Genomic DNA, 16,591 nt, shown 5'->3' with positions numbered 1-16,591 from the left:
CTGCGCCAGTTCTTCGGTGCGATCCGCCATCGACTATTGACCGCCTAACCTCGCCAAATAGCCTCGCCGTCCACGGAGCGGAATCTTCAATGATTCGTTTCTCCCCTCCATGAGTGTTCAACCGTCGGTATCCTACCTCGCCGGACTTGTTTCGGAGCTTCGGAAGCAACCGGTTGAAACGCCATGGCTGGAATTCAAGCGGAACTATGCCAATCCGGAGGACATCGGCGAATACATCTCGGCCCTTGCCAACATGGCTGCGTTGCATGGCAAGGCCAACGGATATGCGGTGTGGGGAATCGACGACGGATCGCATTCGGCTGTGGGAACGGTTTTCCGGCCTTCCGTGGAGAAAAAGGGGAACGAGGATCTCCTCAATTGGCTCGTGCGTCTCCTGACTCCCCGGCTCCATTTCGAGTTCCACGAATTTGAGTATGAAGGAAAGCCGGTGGTCTTACTTGAAGTGCCTCGCGCTTCCGGCCAGCCGGTGCAATTCCAAGGCACCGAGTTCATCCGTGTGGGTTCGCACCGGAAGAAGCTCAAGGAGCATCCGGAGATCGAAAGAGAGCTTTGGCAGGTCTTCGATACCACGCCTTTCGAAGACACCTTGGCCATGGAGCATGTGGATGCCGGCACCGTGCTTCAGCTACTCGATTACCCGGCTTATTTCGATCTCCTCGCGCATCCGCTGCCCGAGAACCGCGCGGGCATTTTGGAGCGGCTTGAGGCCGACCGGATGATCGTACCGGACGGGGCGGGAGATTGGAATATCACCATGCTCGGTGGCATTCTCTTCGCGAAGGATCTTGATGCTTTCCGGTCGCTGTCGCGCAAGGCGATTCGGGTCATCGTTTACGAAGGAAATAGCCGGCTGCAAACGCGGCGCGAGCAAACCGGCAAGAGGGGATATGCCAACGGCTTCACGGGTTTGATCGAGTTCATCAACACGCTGGTCCCAAAGAATGAATTCATCGGGCCAGCCCTTCGGAAGGAAGTTCCGATGTATCCGGAATTGGCCATCCGCGAGTTGGTGGCGAATGCGATCATCCACCAGAATTTCGCCGTTACCGGAGCCGGGCCGATGATCGAGATCTTTGCGGACCGCATGGAGATTACCAATCCCGGCCAGCCGCTCATCCTGCTGGAACGCTTCCTCGATAGTCCCCCGCGTTCGAGGAATGAAGCGCTGGCCTCCTTCATGCGCCGCATCCACGTTTGCGAGGAACGCGGTAGTGGGATCGACAAGGTCGTTGCGCAGACCGAACTTTACCAACTGCCTGCCCCGCTGTTCGAAACCCCTCCGGACTCGACGCGGGCGACCCTGTTCGCCCATCGCAAACTGTCGAGAATGAGCAAGGAGGACCGGGTGCGTGCCTGTTACTTCCACGCCTGCCTGAAGCATGTGGAGCATGATCCGATGACCAATTCCAGCTTGCGCCACCGGTTCTCGATCTCCGACGAAAACCGCGCCATGGCCACACGGATCATCAATGAAGCCGTGGCGGCCAAATTCGTAAAACCGTTCGATTTGGATCAGGGCCGTAGATTTGCCAAGTACCTGCCCTATTGGGCGTGAGCTTATTTGACTGGTAGCCGGGGCTGGGGGGGGCTTGATCTCTGGAATTCTCGCAACTGACTGAAAATCAAATTATATGATCGCGTTTCTTATTTGACGGTTATTTGATTGGAACTCTGATGCAGCACCGTCGAAAAACGTAACCCATTGAAAAACAAAACAAATCCGGACGGAAACGTTTGGATTTGTTTCGATCTTGTTGAGTTCTCGCCCGAACGGGAATTGGATGCCCGCTGTCGCGGGAGCACCCCTCGAAACATTTGAAGCAGAATGAGCAGCCCTAAAACTCTCCAGATATTCTTGCCCCAAGGCTCTCCGAGCGGCATCAGAATTGCGGAACTGACAACGCGGATTGTTCAAGCCGTTGCTTGCCCGCGGACCGAACTGGAAGCGCTCTTCAAGCGGGTTGAGATCGGCCACATCGCCACGTACTTCCTTTTTGGAGGTTCGGATGAAGATTCGAAGCCGGAAGCTTACATTGGGCAGACAGAGGATCTTGTGGCCCGGCTGAAAGTACATGATGCCAAGAAGGAATTCTGGCACACGGTGGTCTTCCTGATCTCCCGGACGCATTCCTTCACCCAAGCCCACATCCGGTGGATGGAGTGGAAGGGAATCGCGACATCGAGTGCCGCCAAGCGATACAACCTCTCGAACGGAAACGCGGGAAGCGAGCCCTTCGTGACGGAGGCGATGCGTGCTGACCTCGACGAGATCTTCGAGACCGGTGCTATCCTCCTAGAAGCATTGGGCATCCGGTATTTCGTCCCTTGATCGAAAAGTTGCCACCAGGGTCAACGGAATCGCAGCCTGAGGAGTGGTATCTTAGCGGTCCTGAAGCGTATGCGCGCGGAAGTTACTCGACCGAAGGATTCGTCGTCAGGGAAGCATCGTACTGTCGGCTCAAGGTCGTCGATTCGGCCAAGGAGAGCTTTGTCACAACCGGCCGGGAACGCCTTGTCGCCAACGGGATTTTGGTGGAAGAGGGAGGCCATCTTGTTTTCAAGGAAGACTATCAATTCAAATCACCAAGCGGGGCTGCAATGGTAGTATTGGGGCGAACCGCCAACGGTTGGATGGAGTGGAAGAACAAAAGCGGCGTGGTTATCGACCAACTGCGGAAAAAGGCAGTCGCGGAAGCTGCGGCAGAGAACGGCGGCACAACTGTTTGAAAGATCCCGCGTCTTGAAGCCGTTCCCTCCATCACTCGCGCTCATGGCGCTGAGGGCGAAGGATTGAACGAAATCGGGCGGCGGGACTCCAAGAGCAGGGATCGCAGGCCGCTGGGTTGGCGCTTCGGCGATGTTGAAGTTCGGGTTTCCGGAGTCCGGTTTCCCGGCTTGACATTGTAAATCGGACCTGATGGCCTCTGGCCCGCCCGGAATCCATTCTGTAGCCGCCCGGCGCGGCTTCTTCCTTTTCCTACCCCGAGCCACATGGACCTTTCCTCGCCTCTCTGGTACGCCTCCTACGTCATTGTCCTGATTGGACTTGCGGGGTTCGGCTTCCACCGCCTTTGCATCGTTTTCCTGTATCTGAAGCACTCGCGGAAGCACCCGGTGCCGAGGGAGATCTTCACGGACCTGCCGCTGGTGACGATCCAGCTGCCGGTTTTCAACGAGATGCACGTGGTCGACCGCCTCTTGGATTCGGTGGCGAAGCTGGATTACCCGCAGGACAAGCTGCAGATCCAGGTGCTGGACGATTCGACGGACGAGACCACGGAGATCTGCCGCAAGGGTGTGGAACGCCTTCGCGCCCAAGGCTTTGACGCGGAGATGATTCACCGCGACGACCGCACCGGCTACAAGGCGGGTGCGCTGGAGCACGGCACGCAATTCGCCAAGGGCGAGCTGCTTTTCATCCTGGATGCGGACTTCGTGCCGAATCCGGACGTGCTGCTGAAGACCGTCCACTACTTCTCCGACGAGGGGATCGGGATGATCCAGACGCGCTGGGGTCACCTGAACCGGACCTTCAACGTGCTGACCCGGATCCAGGCGATGTTCCTGGACGGTCATCTGGAGCTCGAGCAAACGGCCCGCAACCGCAGCGGTCGCTTCTTCACCTTCAACGGCACCGCCGGGATCTGGCGGAAGAGCTGCATCGCCGACGCCGGCGGTTGGGAGCATGACACCCTCACGGAGGACATGGACCTGAGCTACCGCGCGCAGCTGAAGGGCTGGCGCTTCATTTTCCTGAACGAAGTCGAGACCCCGGCCGAGCTGCCGGTGGACATGGACGGCTTCAAGAGCCAGCAGCACCGCTGGACCAAGGGCTCGATTCAGGTCTGCAAGAAGGTCCTGCCGGCGATCTGGAAATCGAAGGTGCCGCTTTACGTCAAGATGGAGGCGACGGCGCACCTGACCTCGAATTTCGCCTACCTGCTGCTGATCTGCCTGTGCTTCCTGATCTACCCGAACCAGCAGGCGGCCCCGGATTTCGGCTCGTGGACGATCTACGTGATCAATATCCCGATCTTCTTCTTCGCTTCGGTGTCGGTGGTGGTCTTCTACATCACCGCCCAGCGCGCCCTGCGCCCGGATGCGTGGTGGAAGGAGCTGCCCTACCTGCCGCTGCTGCTGGCGCTGGGAATCGGGATGTCGATCAACAACGCCAAGGCGGTGATCGAGGCGCTCTTCAATCACCAGAGCGGCTTCGTCCGGACCCCGAAATACGGCGTCGGCCAGATGGCCAAGGCGGATTGGAAGAAGAGCAGCTACAAGGCGATGAAGACGCTCACGCCGGTGGTGGAGCTGATGTTCGGCTTCTTCTTCCTGTTCGTGGTGGTGGAAGCCGCGATGAAGAACAATTGGCTCTCGGCGATTCTTCTGCTTCCCTTCCCGGTCGGATTCTTCTATACATCTCTCTCGTCGATGGCCCGCTTGCTGCCCTCCGGTCGCGTTCCCTCGGACTCCACTGCTGACAACACCACGGAATCCTAGTAGCACCCCATGATCAGGCGACTCCTGCGTTACGCCCTCGCATCCTCATTGTTCGTGCCCGCAATCCTGTCTCTGAACAGTTGCGGGACGACAAAAGACACTCGCAGCCAGATGGTTGTAAGTGTTACCGACCAGCGCCTCCTGCTGGTAAGAGACGGCAAGCCCGTCAAATCCTACGTCGTTTCGACCTCGAAATTCGGCATCGGCTCCAAGAACGGCAGCAACTACACGCCGCTCGGCAAGATGGAGATCGTCCGCAAGATCGGGGACGGTGCGCCTCCCGGAATGGTCTTCAAGAGCCGCCGTGCGACGGGTGAGGTGATCAAGCCGAACGCCCCCGGTCGCGACCCGATTGTCGGCCGCATCATGTGGCTGCACGGCAAGGAGACCCAGAACGAGAACACCTTCAAGCGCTGCGTCTACATCCACGGGACTCCCGAGGAATGGCGTCTGGGCACCCCGGCATCCTACGGCTGCATCCGGATGGGGATGAAGGACGTGGTCGATCTCTACGACCGCATCGGTGAAGGTGCGGAAGTGCGCGTGATGCGCGGTTCCCTGCTGGAAACCTGGGAAGGCCAGACCTGGGCCAAGGAACATCCTTCGTCCAGCCCTGCACCGACGCCGGCGATCGGCACGGGCATGGCACAATTGTAAATTCCATCCCGCAGACAAGCTTGACAGGGGCGGCGGTGTCCCTACATTGCCGCCCCCGCACGACCCCGCGCGGCTTCAACCGTCCCTGTTTTCCGTTTTCCTACCATGGCCAATCACAAGTCCGCCCTGAAGCGCGTCCGCCAGACGAAGACCCGCACCGAGCGCAACCGCGCCCGCAAGACCGTCATCAAGACCCTGCGCAAGAAGACCCTTGCCGCGGTTGCTGCTGCCGACAAGCCGGCTGCCGGCCAGTCCCTGTCCGAGTTTTCGTCCGCCGTTGACAAGGCCGCGAAGAAGGGCCTGATTCACAAGAACAAGGCCGCAAACCTGAAGAGCAAGGCTGCCAAGGCGCTTGCTTCGATTGCCTGAACCGTTTGACGGACGGTTGATGGATTTTTAAAGCGGCTCCGGTTTCCGGTGCCGCTTTTTCCTTTGGTTGAGACCCATGAATCCCGCGCCCCAAGAGCCCGAATCCCGCCAAGCGAAAGCCGCCAAGATTGCCGCGAATCCGGCAGGCTTCAAAGTGTGCGAGGGCTGCGACTCGATCGTCGGCGCGGGCGCGGTGCTTTGCCCGAATTGCCATAGCTACCGCTTCGATGGCTCGGCGGAGCGGGTGATCCAGCAGGCGCAGGCGCTGGGCGCGCGCGAGCAGACATCGGTGACGGCGGTGGATCTTAGCTAAAGGCAGAATCACCAATCACCAATCTTCCAATCATCAATCGGAGGGCGCTGCGCGGTGGGGAATGACCCGGACTTGATTAGCGCAAGCGGAGGTCGAGCTGGAAGGTGGATTCGCCGGTGATCTTGAGGCGCTCGAAGCCGGGGGCGAGGGGATTGAGGAGGAAGTTGGATTCCTCCGGGATCACGACCGAGGGGAGGGCGAGTGCGACGTGGCGGGCGGCTTTTAGCCAATTGAGGCCGTGATTCTGGGAGGGCGTGCCTGCGGGATGCTCGTCCCAGCCATGGGGAGGATTGAAGCGCGGGGCGACCAGTTCGTCGGGAACCTCGACTTCCAAGAGGCGGTACTCAATGCCCCGGCCTTGGGGGGTGATGTGGACCAGCATTTCCAACACCGCAAGCGCCCGGCTGCCGGCCGCGTAGACGGCGCGGTGGCCTGGCGGATTCCAGCGCCCGCCGTAGAGGCGTGCGCCTTCACCGGAGAGCGCGGTGGAGGCGTAGGCGGGCTTAACGATGCGGTAGCAGCGCACCCCTCAAGAGAAGACGCCGTGCTCCAAGCGGCCAAGCAGATACTCCACTTCCCGGGCACCAATCTCCGTGTCCGAGTATGCCAGCGGGCTCTCCCCGCGGAAGGCCAGCGCCGGCGTGCGCAGCCACTCCCGAGCCGCCTGCTCCCGCTCGAAGACCTCCGTGGCGCGACCGAGCAGGCGGCCGATGCGGATCAGGCGCTCACTCTCCGGCATCTCAAGCCGCCCGGTTTTCTTCCGCCGGTGCAAGGTGGCGCGGGAGATCCCGAGCAGCGGCGCGAGTTCTTCTTCTGTCACGCCCAGCCATTCCGCCAAGGAATGGAATTCTTCCATGGGCAGGCCTCTCCGGATCATGGCTACCACATCCGCAGGGCTGTCCTTCACCGCGGGCTCCTCACGAAGAACGGAGGACATGGAAGCGGAGGGCCGCTCCCCGCGCAAATGTGCGATAAAAGAGTTTCGATTCATGTGAAACTATATAAAGTGCCACATGAAACAAAGCAAGAAGGAAAATTAGCGTTGGATCAGGGAAAGCCCGGAAGTGATTGCGGCCACCACCGCCTTGTGGGCGGTGTCGATCTCTTCCGCCTTCAGGGTCCGGTCCGAGGCCCGGTAATGGAGGCGGTAGGCGATCGACTTCCGGTCCGCGGCCAGCTTCTCGCCGGCGGCATCGCGGAATACGTCGAAGCACTCGAAACCCGTCAGGAGGGGATCCTTCACCTTCGCGAGCACGCGCTCGATCTCCGCGTTTGCCAGAGCCGAGGGGGCCTCCAACGCGACATCGCGCGACGAGCCCGGGAACATCGGCAGATCCGCGATCTCCGCGCTGCCCGCGGCAAACTTGCGGAGCTTCGGCAGGTCGAGTTCGGCCACGAAGACCGGTCCGGTTGCATCCAACTCCCGCTGACGCGAGGGGAGCAGCATCGCGAAAGTGCCCAGATTCTGCCCGCCCGCCTGGATGTCGCAAGCGAGCGCGAAGCCCTCGCGATTGCGAGGCACAAGCTGCAGCGCCGCGGTCGGGACCAGTGCGGCGATGACGGCCTTCAAGTCGTAGAGATCGGCTGCGGTCTCAGGATTCGCCCAGCCGGCTGGCAGGGCCGGGCCGGAGAGCAGGATGCCCAAGGAGTCGCTTTCCAAATCCTTGGCCTTGCCGCCGCCGGCATTGCGGAAGACGCGGCCGATCTCGAAAAGGCGCAGCGCTTTCGTGCCCTGCCGGACATTGCGACCGGCGGAAGCGACCAAGCCCGGGATCAGGCTCGGGCGCATGACGGCGTGGTCCTCGCTCAGCGGCAGGTTTACCCGGATCGTGTCACCCGGGAGGAGCGGCTTGAGGGGGAGCGCGTCGCTCACCTGGGCATCGGCGATCAACTTGATCGTCTGGCATTCGTGGAAGCCGAGGCCAGCCAGGCGCTCGCGCAGGCGCATGTCCGCGTCGTAGGCGGCGTCCACCGGGCTGGATGGGACGAAGGTGCCGCGGAAGCGCGAAGGCACGGCATCGAGGCCCTTCACCCGCACGATCTCTTCCACGAGGTCGATGTGGCGTTGGAGGTCCGCGCGGAAGGACGGCACCAGCCAGGTGCCATCCGAGGCACTGGTGAGGCCGAGGCGGGTCAGAATCACGGCGGCTTCCGAATGGGGAATGCTGGACCCGGTGAGCTGATCGAGCTTCGCGAAATCGAGCGTCACCGGCTTGGTAGGCACCGGGGCTTGGCCGGCCTTCATGGTGGTGGCGGTGGCGGTGCCGCCGGCGATCTCAAGGATGAGTTTCACCGCGAGGGCGGAGCCGGCATCGACTCCCTGGGGATCGACCCCGCGTTCGAAGCGGTAGGAGGAATCGGAGGAAAGGGCGGTGCGCCGTGCGGTGCGGCGGATGCAGGATGGGGTGAAGTACGCCGACTCCAGTAGGATGTCCGTGGTGGCTTCCGTGACCCCGCTGTCCACGCCGCCCATGACGCCGCCGAGAGCGAGCGCAGTGCCCGCTTCGTCGGAGATCACGCAATCATCGGCTTGAAGCGTGTAGGTCGCGCCGTCCAAGGCGAGGAACTTCTCGGCCTCCTTCGCGGTGCGGATGACCAGCGAGCCGGAGACCTTGGCGGCGTCGAAGGCGTGGAGCGGCTGACCGATCTCGTGGAGCACGAAATTGGTGATGTCCACGATGTTGTTGATCGGCCGCAGCCCGATCGACTTCAGGCGGTCCACCAGCCAGGCCGGGCTGTCCGCGACCTTCACGCCGGAAATGCGCACCGCGGTGTAAAGCGGGCAGACGTCTGGGTCTTCAATTTTCACGCCATCGGGGACGAAGGAATCGCGCGCCGGGATTTCGAGCGGGGCGAGCGGCACTTCGAGCAGCGTGGCCATCTCGCGGGCCATGCCGTAGTGGCTGAGAAGGTCCGGACGATTGGGCGTGACCTCGACTTCTAACAGGACATCGCTTTCGAAGAGTTCCTTCACCGGCTTGCCGATGGGGGAGTCGGCCGGGAGGATCATCAGGCCATCGACCAGATCCGTCAGGCCGATCTCGCTGGCGGAGCAGAGCATGCCTTTCGATTCCACGCCGCGCATCTTCGCCTCGCCGATGGTGAAGCCACCGGGCAAGGCGGCTCCGGGCAAGGCGCAAGGAACCTTGTCGCCGACCTTGTAGTTCTGCGCGCCGCAAACAATTTGGCGAAGCGAGCCTTCGCCCGCATCGACTTGGGTCACCTTAAGCTTGTCGGCATTCGGGTGCTGCACCGCTTCCATGATCTGCGCGACCACGATCAGCGGCGAAGCGATCCCCTTTACCTCGATGCCTTCAACCTCGACACCTGCGAAGGTCAGCAGGCGGTCCAACTCTTCAGGCGTTTTGCCTTTGAGATCCACATGCGTCGCAAGCCAATTCAACGAAACGTTCATAGCCAAAAATCCTTCCGTGTATTCCGTGTATGCCGTGGTTCCTCTTCAAGCGAACTGCTTGAGGAAGCGGGCGTCGTTCTCGATTAGCAGGCGAATGTCCTTGAGCCCCCAGCGGATCATCGCGAGGCGATCGAGGCCCATGCCGAAGGCGAAGCCGGTGACCTTCTCAGGATCGTAGGTGCTGTCCTTGCGCGAGGCATTGATCTGCTCGAAGACGGCGGGATCGACCATCCCGCAGCCGGCGACCTCCACCCAGCGCGGGGCCTGGCCCTTGGCGTGGAGCTTCACGTCGATCTCGAAGCTGGGCTCGGTGAAGGGGAAGAAGTGCGGGCGGAAGCGGACCTCGGTAGCGGAGCCGAAGAGCTCGCGAAGGAAGTATTCCAAGGTGCCCTTGAGGTCGCCGAGCGAGACATCCGTGTCCACGTAGAGGCCTTCGAGCTGGTTGAAGACCGAGAGATGGGTGGCATCGATTTCGTCGCGGCGGTAAGCCGAGCCCGGGGCGATGATCCGGACCGGCGGTGCCTGCGTTTCCATGGTGCGGACCTGGACCGTGGAGGTGTGGGTGCGCAGCAGCTTGCCGGAGTCGAAGTAGAAGGTGTCCTTCTCGTTGCGCGCCGGGTGATCGGCGGGCGTGTTCAGGGCATCGAAGCAGTGGAACTCGTCCTCGATCTCCGGGCCTTCGGCAAGGGCAAAGCCCATGCGGCGCAGGATCGAGATGGCCTGATGGCGGATGATCGTCAGCGGGTGCAGTGAGCCGTGGTGGAGCGCGCGGGCGGGGAGGGTGAGGTCGATGCCCTCCAAGGCCTTGCGGTCGGCGGTGTCTTGGAGGCCCTGCTGCTTTTCCTCCAGCGCGGCGGTGATCGCGCTGCGGGCGGTATTGAGCAGCGCGCCGATGGCGGCCTTGTCCTCCTTCGGCACGTCGCGCATGCCGGCGGAGACCTCGGTGAGCGTGCCCTTTTTTCCGAGCACGGCGACGCGGGCATCCTCCAGCGAGCGGGTGTCGGTGGCGGCTGCAATGCTGGCCAATGCCTCGGCTTGAATGGCTTCGATCTGATCCTTCATGGGAAAAGCGGGGCGCAGGGATTAGCCGTTCGGGGCGGGGGAGTCAAAGGCTTGTGAGCTGCCGTGGAAATTTGCCAATGCGTTCAAAGGAACAAGCGAAGGGAGGCCCGTCTTGTCTTTGCGTTGACAGCGGATTCCTTGGGGATCAGTTTGCGAACGCTTCCCACCGCAAGCATACGGCGAGTCCACACGGATACCCGCAGCGATGGAGAGAGTCCGCCGACCAATCTTTTGGAGGCATGGGCAAGCGCCGACCCCACTTGGGATGGCTCAGCTCGCTAGAACGCGATTCGACCTTTCTCCGGAGAACCGCCGTCATGTTGCCGCGATCGTGTCGCGGTGCGCCGTTTTCCAAGGTTCCACAAACTTTCTCCCCACTCATCATGAGCGATCCCGATGTTCCCGCGCGCCTCAGTGTTAGCGCCGAATCCGCCCGCAATCTGGCCACCGCCACCGTCACCCCGCCGCAGTGGGATGAAATCACGCCACGCTGGCTGCACCTGCTGCTGCCGTGGGTGGATGTCGATGGCGGCGTCTATCGCGTCAACCGCGTGAAGCAGAAGCCCGACGGGATCACCGTCGATCTTTTGACTGTGGACGATGGCGAGCCGGAGCTGCCGCGAGACTACATCGACTACGAGGAGGATCCGCGCGAGTATCATCTGAGTACCATCCAGACGGTGCTGCAGACCCACACGCGGATCACCGATCTCTATAGCAACGCGATCGACCAGCTGCGCGAACAAGTCCGCCTGACGGTGGAAGCGGTCAAGGAACGCGAAGAGCATGAACTGGTGAACCACCGGAAATTCGGCCTGCTGAATGCAGTGGCCGAGACGCAGCGGATCCGGACCCGGACCGGTCCGCCGACTCCTGATGACCTGGACGAATTGATCTCGCTGGTGTGGAAGAAGCCGGCGTTTTTCCTGACGCATCCGAAGGCGATCGCCGCCTTCGGCCGCGAGGCCACGCGACGCGGCGTGCCACCGCCGACCGTGACGCTCTTCGGTTCTCCTTTCATCACCTGGCGCGGGATTCCGCTGATCCCGAGCGACAAGCTGCCGATCAAGGACGGGACCACGAGCATCCTGCTGCTGCGGGTGGGCGAGGGCCAGCGCGGGGTGGTCGGCCTGCAGAAGGCCGGGGTGGCCGGAGAGATCGAGCCGGGTCTCTCGGTGCGCTACATGGGCACCAACGAGCACTCGATCGCCTCTCACCTGGTGACGCGCTACTTCTCGCTCGCGAAGCTGGGCGAGGATGCCTTGGCGAGCTTGGACGGCGTGTCGATCGGCAACTACCACGAGTATGTCTATCCCAAGGCTTGAGCCGACGATGCCGTCCTTCGGCAGCGGCGCGGAGTCGATGGAAACCGCGTTGATCTCACGCTTGGCCAAGGAGTTGTTCTCCGGGGCGGCGGGAGAGGCGAATGTGCCGTCGGCCCCGGTATCGGTACCGCGGACCGTTGCGGGTGCGCCTACGGAGCTTCCGGGAAATCCGGTGGAATCTCCGGCCAGCCCGGGTGGCGGGCGGGACATCGCTTTGTCCGGCGGCTTCCCGAATGCCTCGGCTGCTTCGTCACCGCCGGTGCACCCGACGGTGGTGGCCGCGGAACCGGAGCCGGCTCCGAAGAACGGGCAGCCGCCGAGCGGAGCGCACCGTCCGGGGGACACCCGGACTCACGAGTTCGGCGAGCCGTCCTTCTACACGCAGGGGCTCGGACCGCGGGTCGAGACACCGGCGGCGAGTTTGCCCGGGGTTTCGCCGGAGCCGCAGTTTTATTTCCTCAAGGATCTCCCGGCTACGAATGCCTATCATTCATTTGGGACACAGCCATCGCCCTTCGAGGCGCTGCCTGGGTTCAATGTCGATGGCGTGCGCAAGGACTTCCCGGCGCTGCAGCAGCACGTCAATGGCAAGACCCTGATCTGGCTGGACAACGCGGCGACCACCCACAAGCCGCAGTCGGTGATCGATGCGACCTCACGCTTCTACTCGCGGGACAACTCGAACATCCATCGCGCGGCCCACACGTTGGCGGCACGCTCGACCGAACTTTTCGAGGGCGGGCGCGAGAAGGTGCGGCAGTTTCTGGGCGCGGGGGACGCGAAGGAGATCGTCTTCGTCCGCGGCACCACCGAGGCGATCAATCTGGTCGCGCAGAGCTGGGGCCGCGAGAACATCGGGCAGGGTGACGAGATCCTGCTGAGCCAGCTCGAGCACCACGCGAACATCGTTCCTTGGCAGATCCTTGCCGGGCAGGTGGGAGCGACCTTGCGGGTGATCCCGATCAACGACCGCGGCGAACTGCTGATCGAGGAACTGCCGAAGCTTCTAACAGACCGGACCAAGATCGTATCCGTGACCCAGGTCTCGAACGCGCTCGGAACGGTCAATCCGGTGGAAGAGATCATCGCGATGGCGCATGCCCGCGGCATTCCGGTGCTGGTGGATGGTGCGCAATCGACGCCCCACCTGCCGATCAACGTGCAGGCGATGGATGCGGACTTCTTCGTCTTCTCCGGGCACAAGGTCTTCGCGCCGACGGGCATCGGGGCTCTCTATGGGAAGCTCCCCCTGTTAGAAGCGATGCCGCCGTGGCAGGGCGGAGGCCACATGATCAAGGATGTGACTTTCGAGAGAACGGTCTTCAATGCGCCACCGGAGAAATTCGAAGCGGGCACGCCGGACATCGCCGGGGTGGTCGGGCTCGGGGCGGCGATCGATTACATGATGGGCCTGGGGATTCCGGCGCTGGCGGCGTATGAGCATTCGCTGCTGGAGTATGCGGAAGAAGCCTTGCGCTCGGTCCACGGGGTCCGGCCGATCGGGACGGCGGGTCAAAAGGCGAGCGTGTTCGGCTTCGTGATTCCCGGCATTCCGAACGACCGGATCGCCAGGTATCTGGACCAGCAAGGGATCGCGGTCCGCGCCGGCCACCACTGCGCGATGCCGGCGGTGCGCCACTTCGGAGTGGAAGGCACCGTGCGACCATCGCTTGCGTTCTACAACAATCGCGCCGATGTGGATGCATTGATCGCCGCCCTGCACCAGATCGCGCGCCGCTGAACCCGACCGCAGGAACGATGCTTGAAATTGATATTCCCGGATTCGACCTGCTCAGGCTTGAGCACATCGTCATGGACTACAACGGCACCCTTGCTCTCGATGGCAGCCTTGAACTTGGCGTGCTGGAAAAGCTGCGCTGCCTTGCGGACGAGTTCACCCTGCACGTGATCACCGCCGATTCCCACCAGCAGGCGGAGTCACAACTGGCGAAGGCACCGGTGAAGCTGCACATCATCCCGTCCGAGGCCCAAGCGGAGACGAAGCTGGAATTCGTCCGCGAGCTCGGGGCGGAGCGGGTGGTCGCGATCGGCAACGGCCGCAACGATCGCTTGATGCTGGAAGCCGCGGCGCTGGGGATCGCGGTGATTCAGATGGAGGGCGTCGCCTTCGCCGCGATTCAAAGGGCCGATGTCGTGACGCCAAACATTCTCGATGCCTTCGATCTCCTGAGATTCCCTCGGCGCTTGCTCGCCACCCTCCGATCTTGAAGCCACACACTCTGCCATGAGCACCATTTCACCTTCCGACTTGAAGCGCCTGCTGGATGAGAATCCTTCGCTGGCGATCATCGACGTGCGGACTCCGCTGGAGTTCGATGAAGTCCACGTTCCGCAGGCCCGCAATCTGCCGCTAGGGGAGCTTGCGCCGAAACGCTTGGTCGACAACGGCGAGCTTCCCGGAAATTCGCCGGTCTATATCCTCTGCCAATCGGGAGTGCGTGCCCAAAAGGCGGCGGATCAATTCGCTGCAGCGGGATATGAGAATGCCGTCGTGGTGACCGGCGGCACCCAGGCCTGGGTCGCCGCAAGCCTGCCGGTCATGCGCGGCGAGTCCAAGGTGATCCCGCTGGAGCGCCAGGTGCGCATTGGCGCGGGGAGTCTGGTGCTGATCGGCGTGCTGCTCGGTTGGTTTGTCCACCGCTACTTTTTCGGCTTGGCCGCATTCGTCGGCGCGGGCTTGGTGTTTGCGGGCATTTCCGGCTGGTGCGGGATGGGCTTGCTCATCGCCAAGGCTCCGTGGAACCAGCGCGCCCGATCATGAGCGAGACGCCTCTATCCGTTTCCAAGTTCGACAAGACCAGCGTTCCTCCGTTCGAGATCCCCTACGGCGAATATGTGCCGAAGCTGATCGCCTCCTACGAACGCTTCGGCGGCTGGAACAATGCCGATGCCCTCAACCTGCCCTCGAAGCAGATCGTCGGCAAGATCTGCGAGGATCTATTGAAACTGCTCTTCCCGGGCTTCCTGGATAGCGATGTGGTGGCGAATGGCACGCTGGAAGAGCTGACCGCGCGGCGTCTGTGGGACGTGATCTCGCGGCTGGAAGACCAGGTGCGCAAGAGCGTGCGGATCGGTGATCCGAACACGCCCACCGGCAGGACGCCGCCGATCATGCAGAAGTTCTGCCGCGCGCTGCACATCGTGCGCGAGGTGCTGCGGACCGACATCGAGGCGGCCTATGCCAACGACCCCTCGGCGCGCAGCCGGGAGGAAGTGATCCTCTCGTATCCCTTCATCGAGGCGATCGCGATCCAGCGCTTGGCCCACCGTCTCTATCGTGCCGGCGCGCCGATCATCCCGCGGATGATGACGGAGTGGGCGCACTCGCGCACCGGCATCGACATCCATCCGGGAGCAAGCATCGGCTCGCACTTCTTCATCGACCACGGCACCGGCGTGGTGATCGGGGAGACCTGCTACATCGGCAATCACTGCAAGATCTACCACGGGGTGACACTGGGCACGCGGACCTTCATCAAGGACGAGGATGGCAATGTGGTGAAGGGCCTGAAGCGTCACCCGGACCTCGGCGACAACGTCACGATCTATCCGAACTCGACGATCCTGGGCGGCGATACCGTGATCGGCGAGAACTCCACCATCGGTGCGAACGTCTTCCTGATGAACAGCGTCCCGCCGAATTCGCTGGTGATCTACGAGGAAAAGAACCTCAGCATCAAGACCAAGCCGGTCCGGAAAAACAACGGCCGCGATCAGGCGGACTTGCTCTGGTCGATTTGACATCTCACTCTATCTTCCATGAGCCGTCCCCCTTATCACGGTCTTGATTTTCACGTCGGCAAGACGCCCTTGGTTCGCCTCAAGAGACTCTCCGAGCTCACCGGCTGCGAAATCCTGGGCAAGGCTGAGTTCATGAATCCCGGCGGGTCGGTGAAGGATCGGGCGGCGCATGGCATCATCACCGACGCGGAGCGGCGCGGCTTGCTGAAACCGGGTGATACGATTGTCGAAGGCACGGCGGGGAACACCGGCATCGGGCTGACGGTGGTGGGGCATGCGCGCGGCTACAAGACGGTGATCGTGATCCCTGACACGCAATCGCCGGAGAAATTCCAGCAGCTCAGGACGCTCGGTGCGGAGGTGATGCCGGTGCCTGCGAAGCCATATAGCGATCCGGGAAATTACAATCACATCGCCCGCGGGCTGGCAGAGGAGCGGGGCTGGTTTTGGGCGAACCAATTCGACAACACGGCCAATCGCAAGGCGCACTACGATACGACCGGCCCGGAGATCTGGGAGCAGACCGGCGGGAGCGTGGATGCCTTCGTCGCGTCGGTCGGCACCGGTGGCACGCTGGCCGGAACCTCGCAGTATTTGAAGGAGCGGAATCCGAAGGTGGCTGCCGTGTGTGCCGATCCCTACGGGGCCGCAATGTGGTCGTGGTTCACGAATGGAAACCTCGACGATGACGATGGGGATTCGTTCGCCGAGGGCATTGGCCAAGGGCGGGTGACGAAGAACCTCGAAGGAATCACGGTGGACAAGGCTTATCGGATCGGGGATCAGGTGGCGCTTTCGGTCATCTATCAGCTCTTACATGAAGAGGGGATCTTCGTGGGACTTTCCAGCGGGATCAACGTGGCAGGGGCGGTGCGGTATGCGCTGGAGCACGGCCCCGGCCTGACAATCGCGACGATTCTGTGCGATTCCGGGGCGAAGTATCAGTCGAAGATTTTCAATCCGGAGTGGCTGCTGGAGAACGGGCTGGAGCCGGGGTTGCCGGTGGAATCGGCGCTGAAAGTTTGAGGGACGGTAAGGTTGTTTCGGGGAGCTGGAACACCTTGATCCGGCGATGTTCTGGCTTTGGCCTGCAATCTCCTGACCCAGGGTCGGGAGGGTAGCTTTTCGGAATGGGGGCATCCGGAATTGGTGACCGCTCGAATTGGG

17 protein-coding genes are annotated in these 16,591 nt (G+C 62.1%); 13 read left to right on the top strand and 4 right to left on the bottom strand.

Annotation, left to right across the window (positions count from 1 at the left end):
• The first annotated feature begins 109 nt into the window (after window positions 1-109).
• The 7 genes from ABWK72_RS10695 (at window position 110) to ABWK72_RS10665 (ending at window position 5,860) form a co-directional block, all read left to right on the top strand.
• Window positions 110-1,576, top strand: coding sequence for an ATP-binding protein (locus tag ABWK72_RS10695; protein WP_367874780.1), 1,467 nt, complete (start codon window positions 110-112; stop codon window positions 1,574-1,576).
• A gap of 270 nt (window positions 1,577-1,846) precedes the next feature.
• Window positions 1,847-2,350 carry a GIY-YIG nuclease family protein gene (locus ABWK72_RS10690; RefSeq protein ID WP_367874779.1) on the top strand — a complete coding sequence of 168 codons (504 nt, stop codon included), beginning with the start codon at window positions 1,847-1,849 and terminating at the stop codon, window positions 2,348-2,350.
• On the top strand, window positions 2,347-2,748 hold the full coding sequence (locus ABWK72_RS10685) for a DUF4357 domain-containing protein (RefSeq protein WP_367874778.1): 402 nt from the start codon (window positions 2,347-2,349) through the stop codon (window positions 2,746-2,748). Before ABWK72_RS10690 ends, ABWK72_RS10685 begins: the two co-directional genes overlap by 4 nt.
• A gap of 264 nt (window positions 2,749-3,012) precedes the next feature.
• Window positions 3,013-4,521 carry a cellulose synthase family protein gene (locus ABWK72_RS10680; protein WP_367874777.1) on the top strand — a complete coding sequence of 503 codons (1,509 nt, stop codon included), beginning with the start codon at window positions 3,013-3,015 and terminating at the stop codon, window positions 4,519-4,521.
• 111 nt (window positions 4,522-4,632) lie between these two features.
• Window positions 4,633-5,178 carry a L,D-transpeptidase family protein gene (locus tag ABWK72_RS10675; RefSeq protein ID WP_367874776.1) on the top strand — a complete coding sequence of 182 codons (546 nt, stop codon included), beginning with the start codon at window positions 4,633-4,635 and terminating at the stop codon, window positions 5,176-5,178.
• Between the two features lie 105 nt (window positions 5,179-5,283).
• On the top strand, window positions 5,284-5,547 hold the full coding sequence (gene rpsT, locus ABWK72_RS10670) for a 30S ribosomal protein S20 (protein WP_367874775.1): 264 nt from the start codon (window positions 5,284-5,286) through the stop codon (window positions 5,545-5,547).
• Window positions 5,548-5,623: 76 nt separating this feature from the next.
• Window positions 5,624-5,860: a hypothetical protein gene (locus tag ABWK72_RS10665; RefSeq protein WP_367874774.1), complete on the top strand. Its 237-nt coding sequence runs from the start codon at window positions 5,624-5,626 to the stop codon at window positions 5,858-5,860.
• A 76-nt stretch (window positions 5,861-5,936) separates the two neighbouring features.
• Here ABWK72_RS10665 and ABWK72_RS10660 read toward each other — a convergent pair whose 3' ends face one another.
• The 4 genes from ABWK72_RS10660 to pheS all read right to left on the bottom strand — a co-directional run bounded on the left by ABWK72_RS10660 (window position 5,937) and on the right by pheS (window position 10,337).
• Complete coding sequence (locus tag ABWK72_RS10660; protein ID WP_367874773.1) at window positions 5,937-6,386, bottom strand: RES family NAD+ phosphorylase; 450 nt, start codon at window positions 6,384-6,386, stop codon at window positions 5,937-5,939.
• A gap of 3 nt (window positions 6,387-6,389) precedes the next feature.
• Entirely contained in the window at window positions 6,390-6,797 is a 408-nt protein-coding gene (locus ABWK72_RS10655; RefSeq protein WP_367874772.1) for an antitoxin Xre/MbcA/ParS toxin-binding domain-containing protein, read from the bottom strand.
• A gap of 99 nt (window positions 6,798-6,896) precedes the next feature.
• The gene (gene pheT, locus ABWK72_RS10650; protein WP_367874771.1) at window positions 6,897-9,275 is read right to left on the bottom strand and encodes a phenylalanine--tRNA ligase subunit beta; all 2,379 of its coding nucleotides are present in this window, start codon (window positions 9,273-9,275) and stop codon (window positions 6,897-6,899) included.
• Between the two features lie 45 nt (window positions 9,276-9,320).
• Window positions 9,321-10,337 carry a phenylalanine--tRNA ligase subunit alpha gene (gene pheS, locus ABWK72_RS10645; RefSeq protein WP_367874770.1) on the bottom strand — a complete coding sequence of 339 codons (1,017 nt, stop codon included), beginning with the start codon at window positions 10,335-10,337 and terminating at the stop codon, window positions 9,321-9,323.
• Between the two features lie 383 nt (window positions 10,338-10,720).
• Between pheS and ABWK72_RS10640 the strand changes: the two genes are divergently transcribed.
• The 6 genes from ABWK72_RS10640 to ABWK72_RS10615 are packed head-to-tail and all read left to right on the top strand — an operon-like array spanning window position 10,721 to window position 16,450.
• Window positions 10,721-11,662, top strand: coding sequence for a family 2A encapsulin nanocompartment shell protein (locus ABWK72_RS10640; RefSeq protein ID WP_367874769.1), 942 nt, complete (start codon window positions 10,721-10,723; stop codon window positions 11,660-11,662).
• Window positions 11,643-13,403, top strand: a complete 1,761-nt coding sequence (locus tag ABWK72_RS10635; protein ID WP_367874768.1) for a SufS family cysteine desulfurase — start codon at window positions 11,643-11,645, stop codon at window positions 13,401-13,403. Before ABWK72_RS10640 ends, ABWK72_RS10635 begins: the two co-directional genes overlap by 20 nt.
• Before the next feature lie 17 nt (window positions 13,404-13,420).
• Window positions 13,421-13,891, top strand: coding sequence for an HAD family hydrolase (locus tag ABWK72_RS10630; RefSeq protein ID WP_367874767.1), 471 nt, complete (start codon window positions 13,421-13,423; stop codon window positions 13,889-13,891).
• A gap of 16 nt (window positions 13,892-13,907) precedes the next feature.
• The gene (locus ABWK72_RS10625; protein ID WP_367874766.1) at window positions 13,908-14,444 is read left to right on the top strand and encodes a rhodanese-like domain-containing protein; all 537 of its coding nucleotides are present in this window, start codon (window positions 13,908-13,910) and stop codon (window positions 14,442-14,444) included.
• Window positions 14,441-15,424: a serine O-acetyltransferase EpsC gene (epsC, locus tag ABWK72_RS10620; RefSeq protein WP_367874765.1), complete on the top strand. Its 984-nt coding sequence runs from the start codon at window positions 14,441-14,443 to the stop codon at window positions 15,422-15,424. The genes ABWK72_RS10625 and epsC overlap by 4 nt, the downstream gene beginning before the upstream one ends.
• Window positions 15,425-15,442: 18 nt before the next feature.
• Window positions 15,443-16,450, top strand: a complete 1,008-nt coding sequence (locus tag ABWK72_RS10615) for a cysteine synthase A (protein WP_367874764.1) — start codon at window positions 15,443-15,445, stop codon at window positions 16,448-16,450.
• Window positions 16,451-16,591 lie beyond the last annotated feature (141 nt).

The organism is Luteolibacter sp. Populi (assembly GCF_040801775.1).
Lineage (GTDB): Bacteria > Verrucomicrobiota > Verrucomicrobiia > Verrucomicrobiales > Akkermansiaceae > Haloferula.
The sequence above is the reverse complement of the archived record's forward strand: the minus strand, read 5'-3'. Positions and strand labels throughout refer to the sequence as shown.

Excerpts from the sequence above, each read along its gene's own strand:
- ABWK72_RS10695 (WP_367874780.1), top strand. The coding sequence starts at position 110 with ATGAGTGTTCAACCGTCGGTATCCTACCTCGCCGGACTTGTTTCGGAG.
- ABWK72_RS10690 (WP_367874779.1), top strand. The coding sequence starts at position 1,847 with ATGAGCAGCCCTAAAACTCTCCAGATATTCTTGCCCCAAGGCTCTCCG.
- ABWK72_RS10680 (WP_367874777.1), top strand. The coding sequence starts at position 3,013 with ATGGACCTTTCCTCGCCTCTCTGGTACGCCTCCTACGTCATTGTCCTG.
- ABWK72_RS10675 (WP_367874776.1), top strand. The coding sequence starts at position 4,633 with ATGGTTGTAAGTGTTACCGACCAGCGCCTCCTGCTGGTAAGAGACGGC.
- rpsT (WP_367874775.1), top strand. The coding sequence starts at position 5,284 with ATGGCCAATCACAAGTCCGCCCTGAAGCGCGTCCGCCAGACGAAGACC.
- ABWK72_RS10665 (WP_367874774.1), top strand. The coding sequence starts at position 5,624 with ATGAATCCCGCGCCCCAAGAGCCCGAATCCCGCCAAGCGAAAGCCGCC.
- ABWK72_RS10655 (WP_367874772.1), bottom strand. The coding sequence starts at position 6,797 with ATGTCCTCCGTTCTTCGTGAGGAGCCCGCGGTGAAGGACAGCCCTGCG.
- pheT (WP_367874771.1), bottom strand. The coding sequence starts at position 9,275 with ATGAACGTTTCGTTGAATTGGCTTGCGACGCATGTGGATCTCAAAGGC.
- pheS (WP_367874770.1), bottom strand. The coding sequence starts at position 10,337 with ATGAAGGATCAGATCGAAGCCATTCAAGCCGAGGCATTGGCCAGCATT.
- ABWK72_RS10640 (WP_367874769.1), top strand. The coding sequence starts at position 10,721 with ATGAGCGATCCCGATGTTCCCGCGCGCCTCAGTGTTAGCGCCGAATCC.
- ABWK72_RS10635 (WP_367874768.1), top strand. The coding sequence starts at position 11,643 with ATGTCTATCCCAAGGCTTGAGCCGACGATGCCGTCCTTCGGCAGCGGC.
- ABWK72_RS10630 (WP_367874767.1), top strand. The coding sequence starts at position 13,421 with ATGCTTGAAATTGATATTCCCGGATTCGACCTGCTCAGGCTTGAGCAC.
- ABWK72_RS10625 (WP_367874766.1), top strand. The coding sequence starts at position 13,908 with ATGAGCACCATTTCACCTTCCGACTTGAAGCGCCTGCTGGATGAGAAT.
- epsC (WP_367874765.1), top strand. The coding sequence starts at position 14,441 with ATGAGCGAGACGCCTCTATCCGTTTCCAAGTTCGACAAGACCAGCGTT.
- ABWK72_RS10615 (WP_367874764.1), top strand. The coding sequence starts at position 15,443 with ATGAGCCGTCCCCCTTATCACGGTCTTGATTTTCACGTCGGCAAGACG.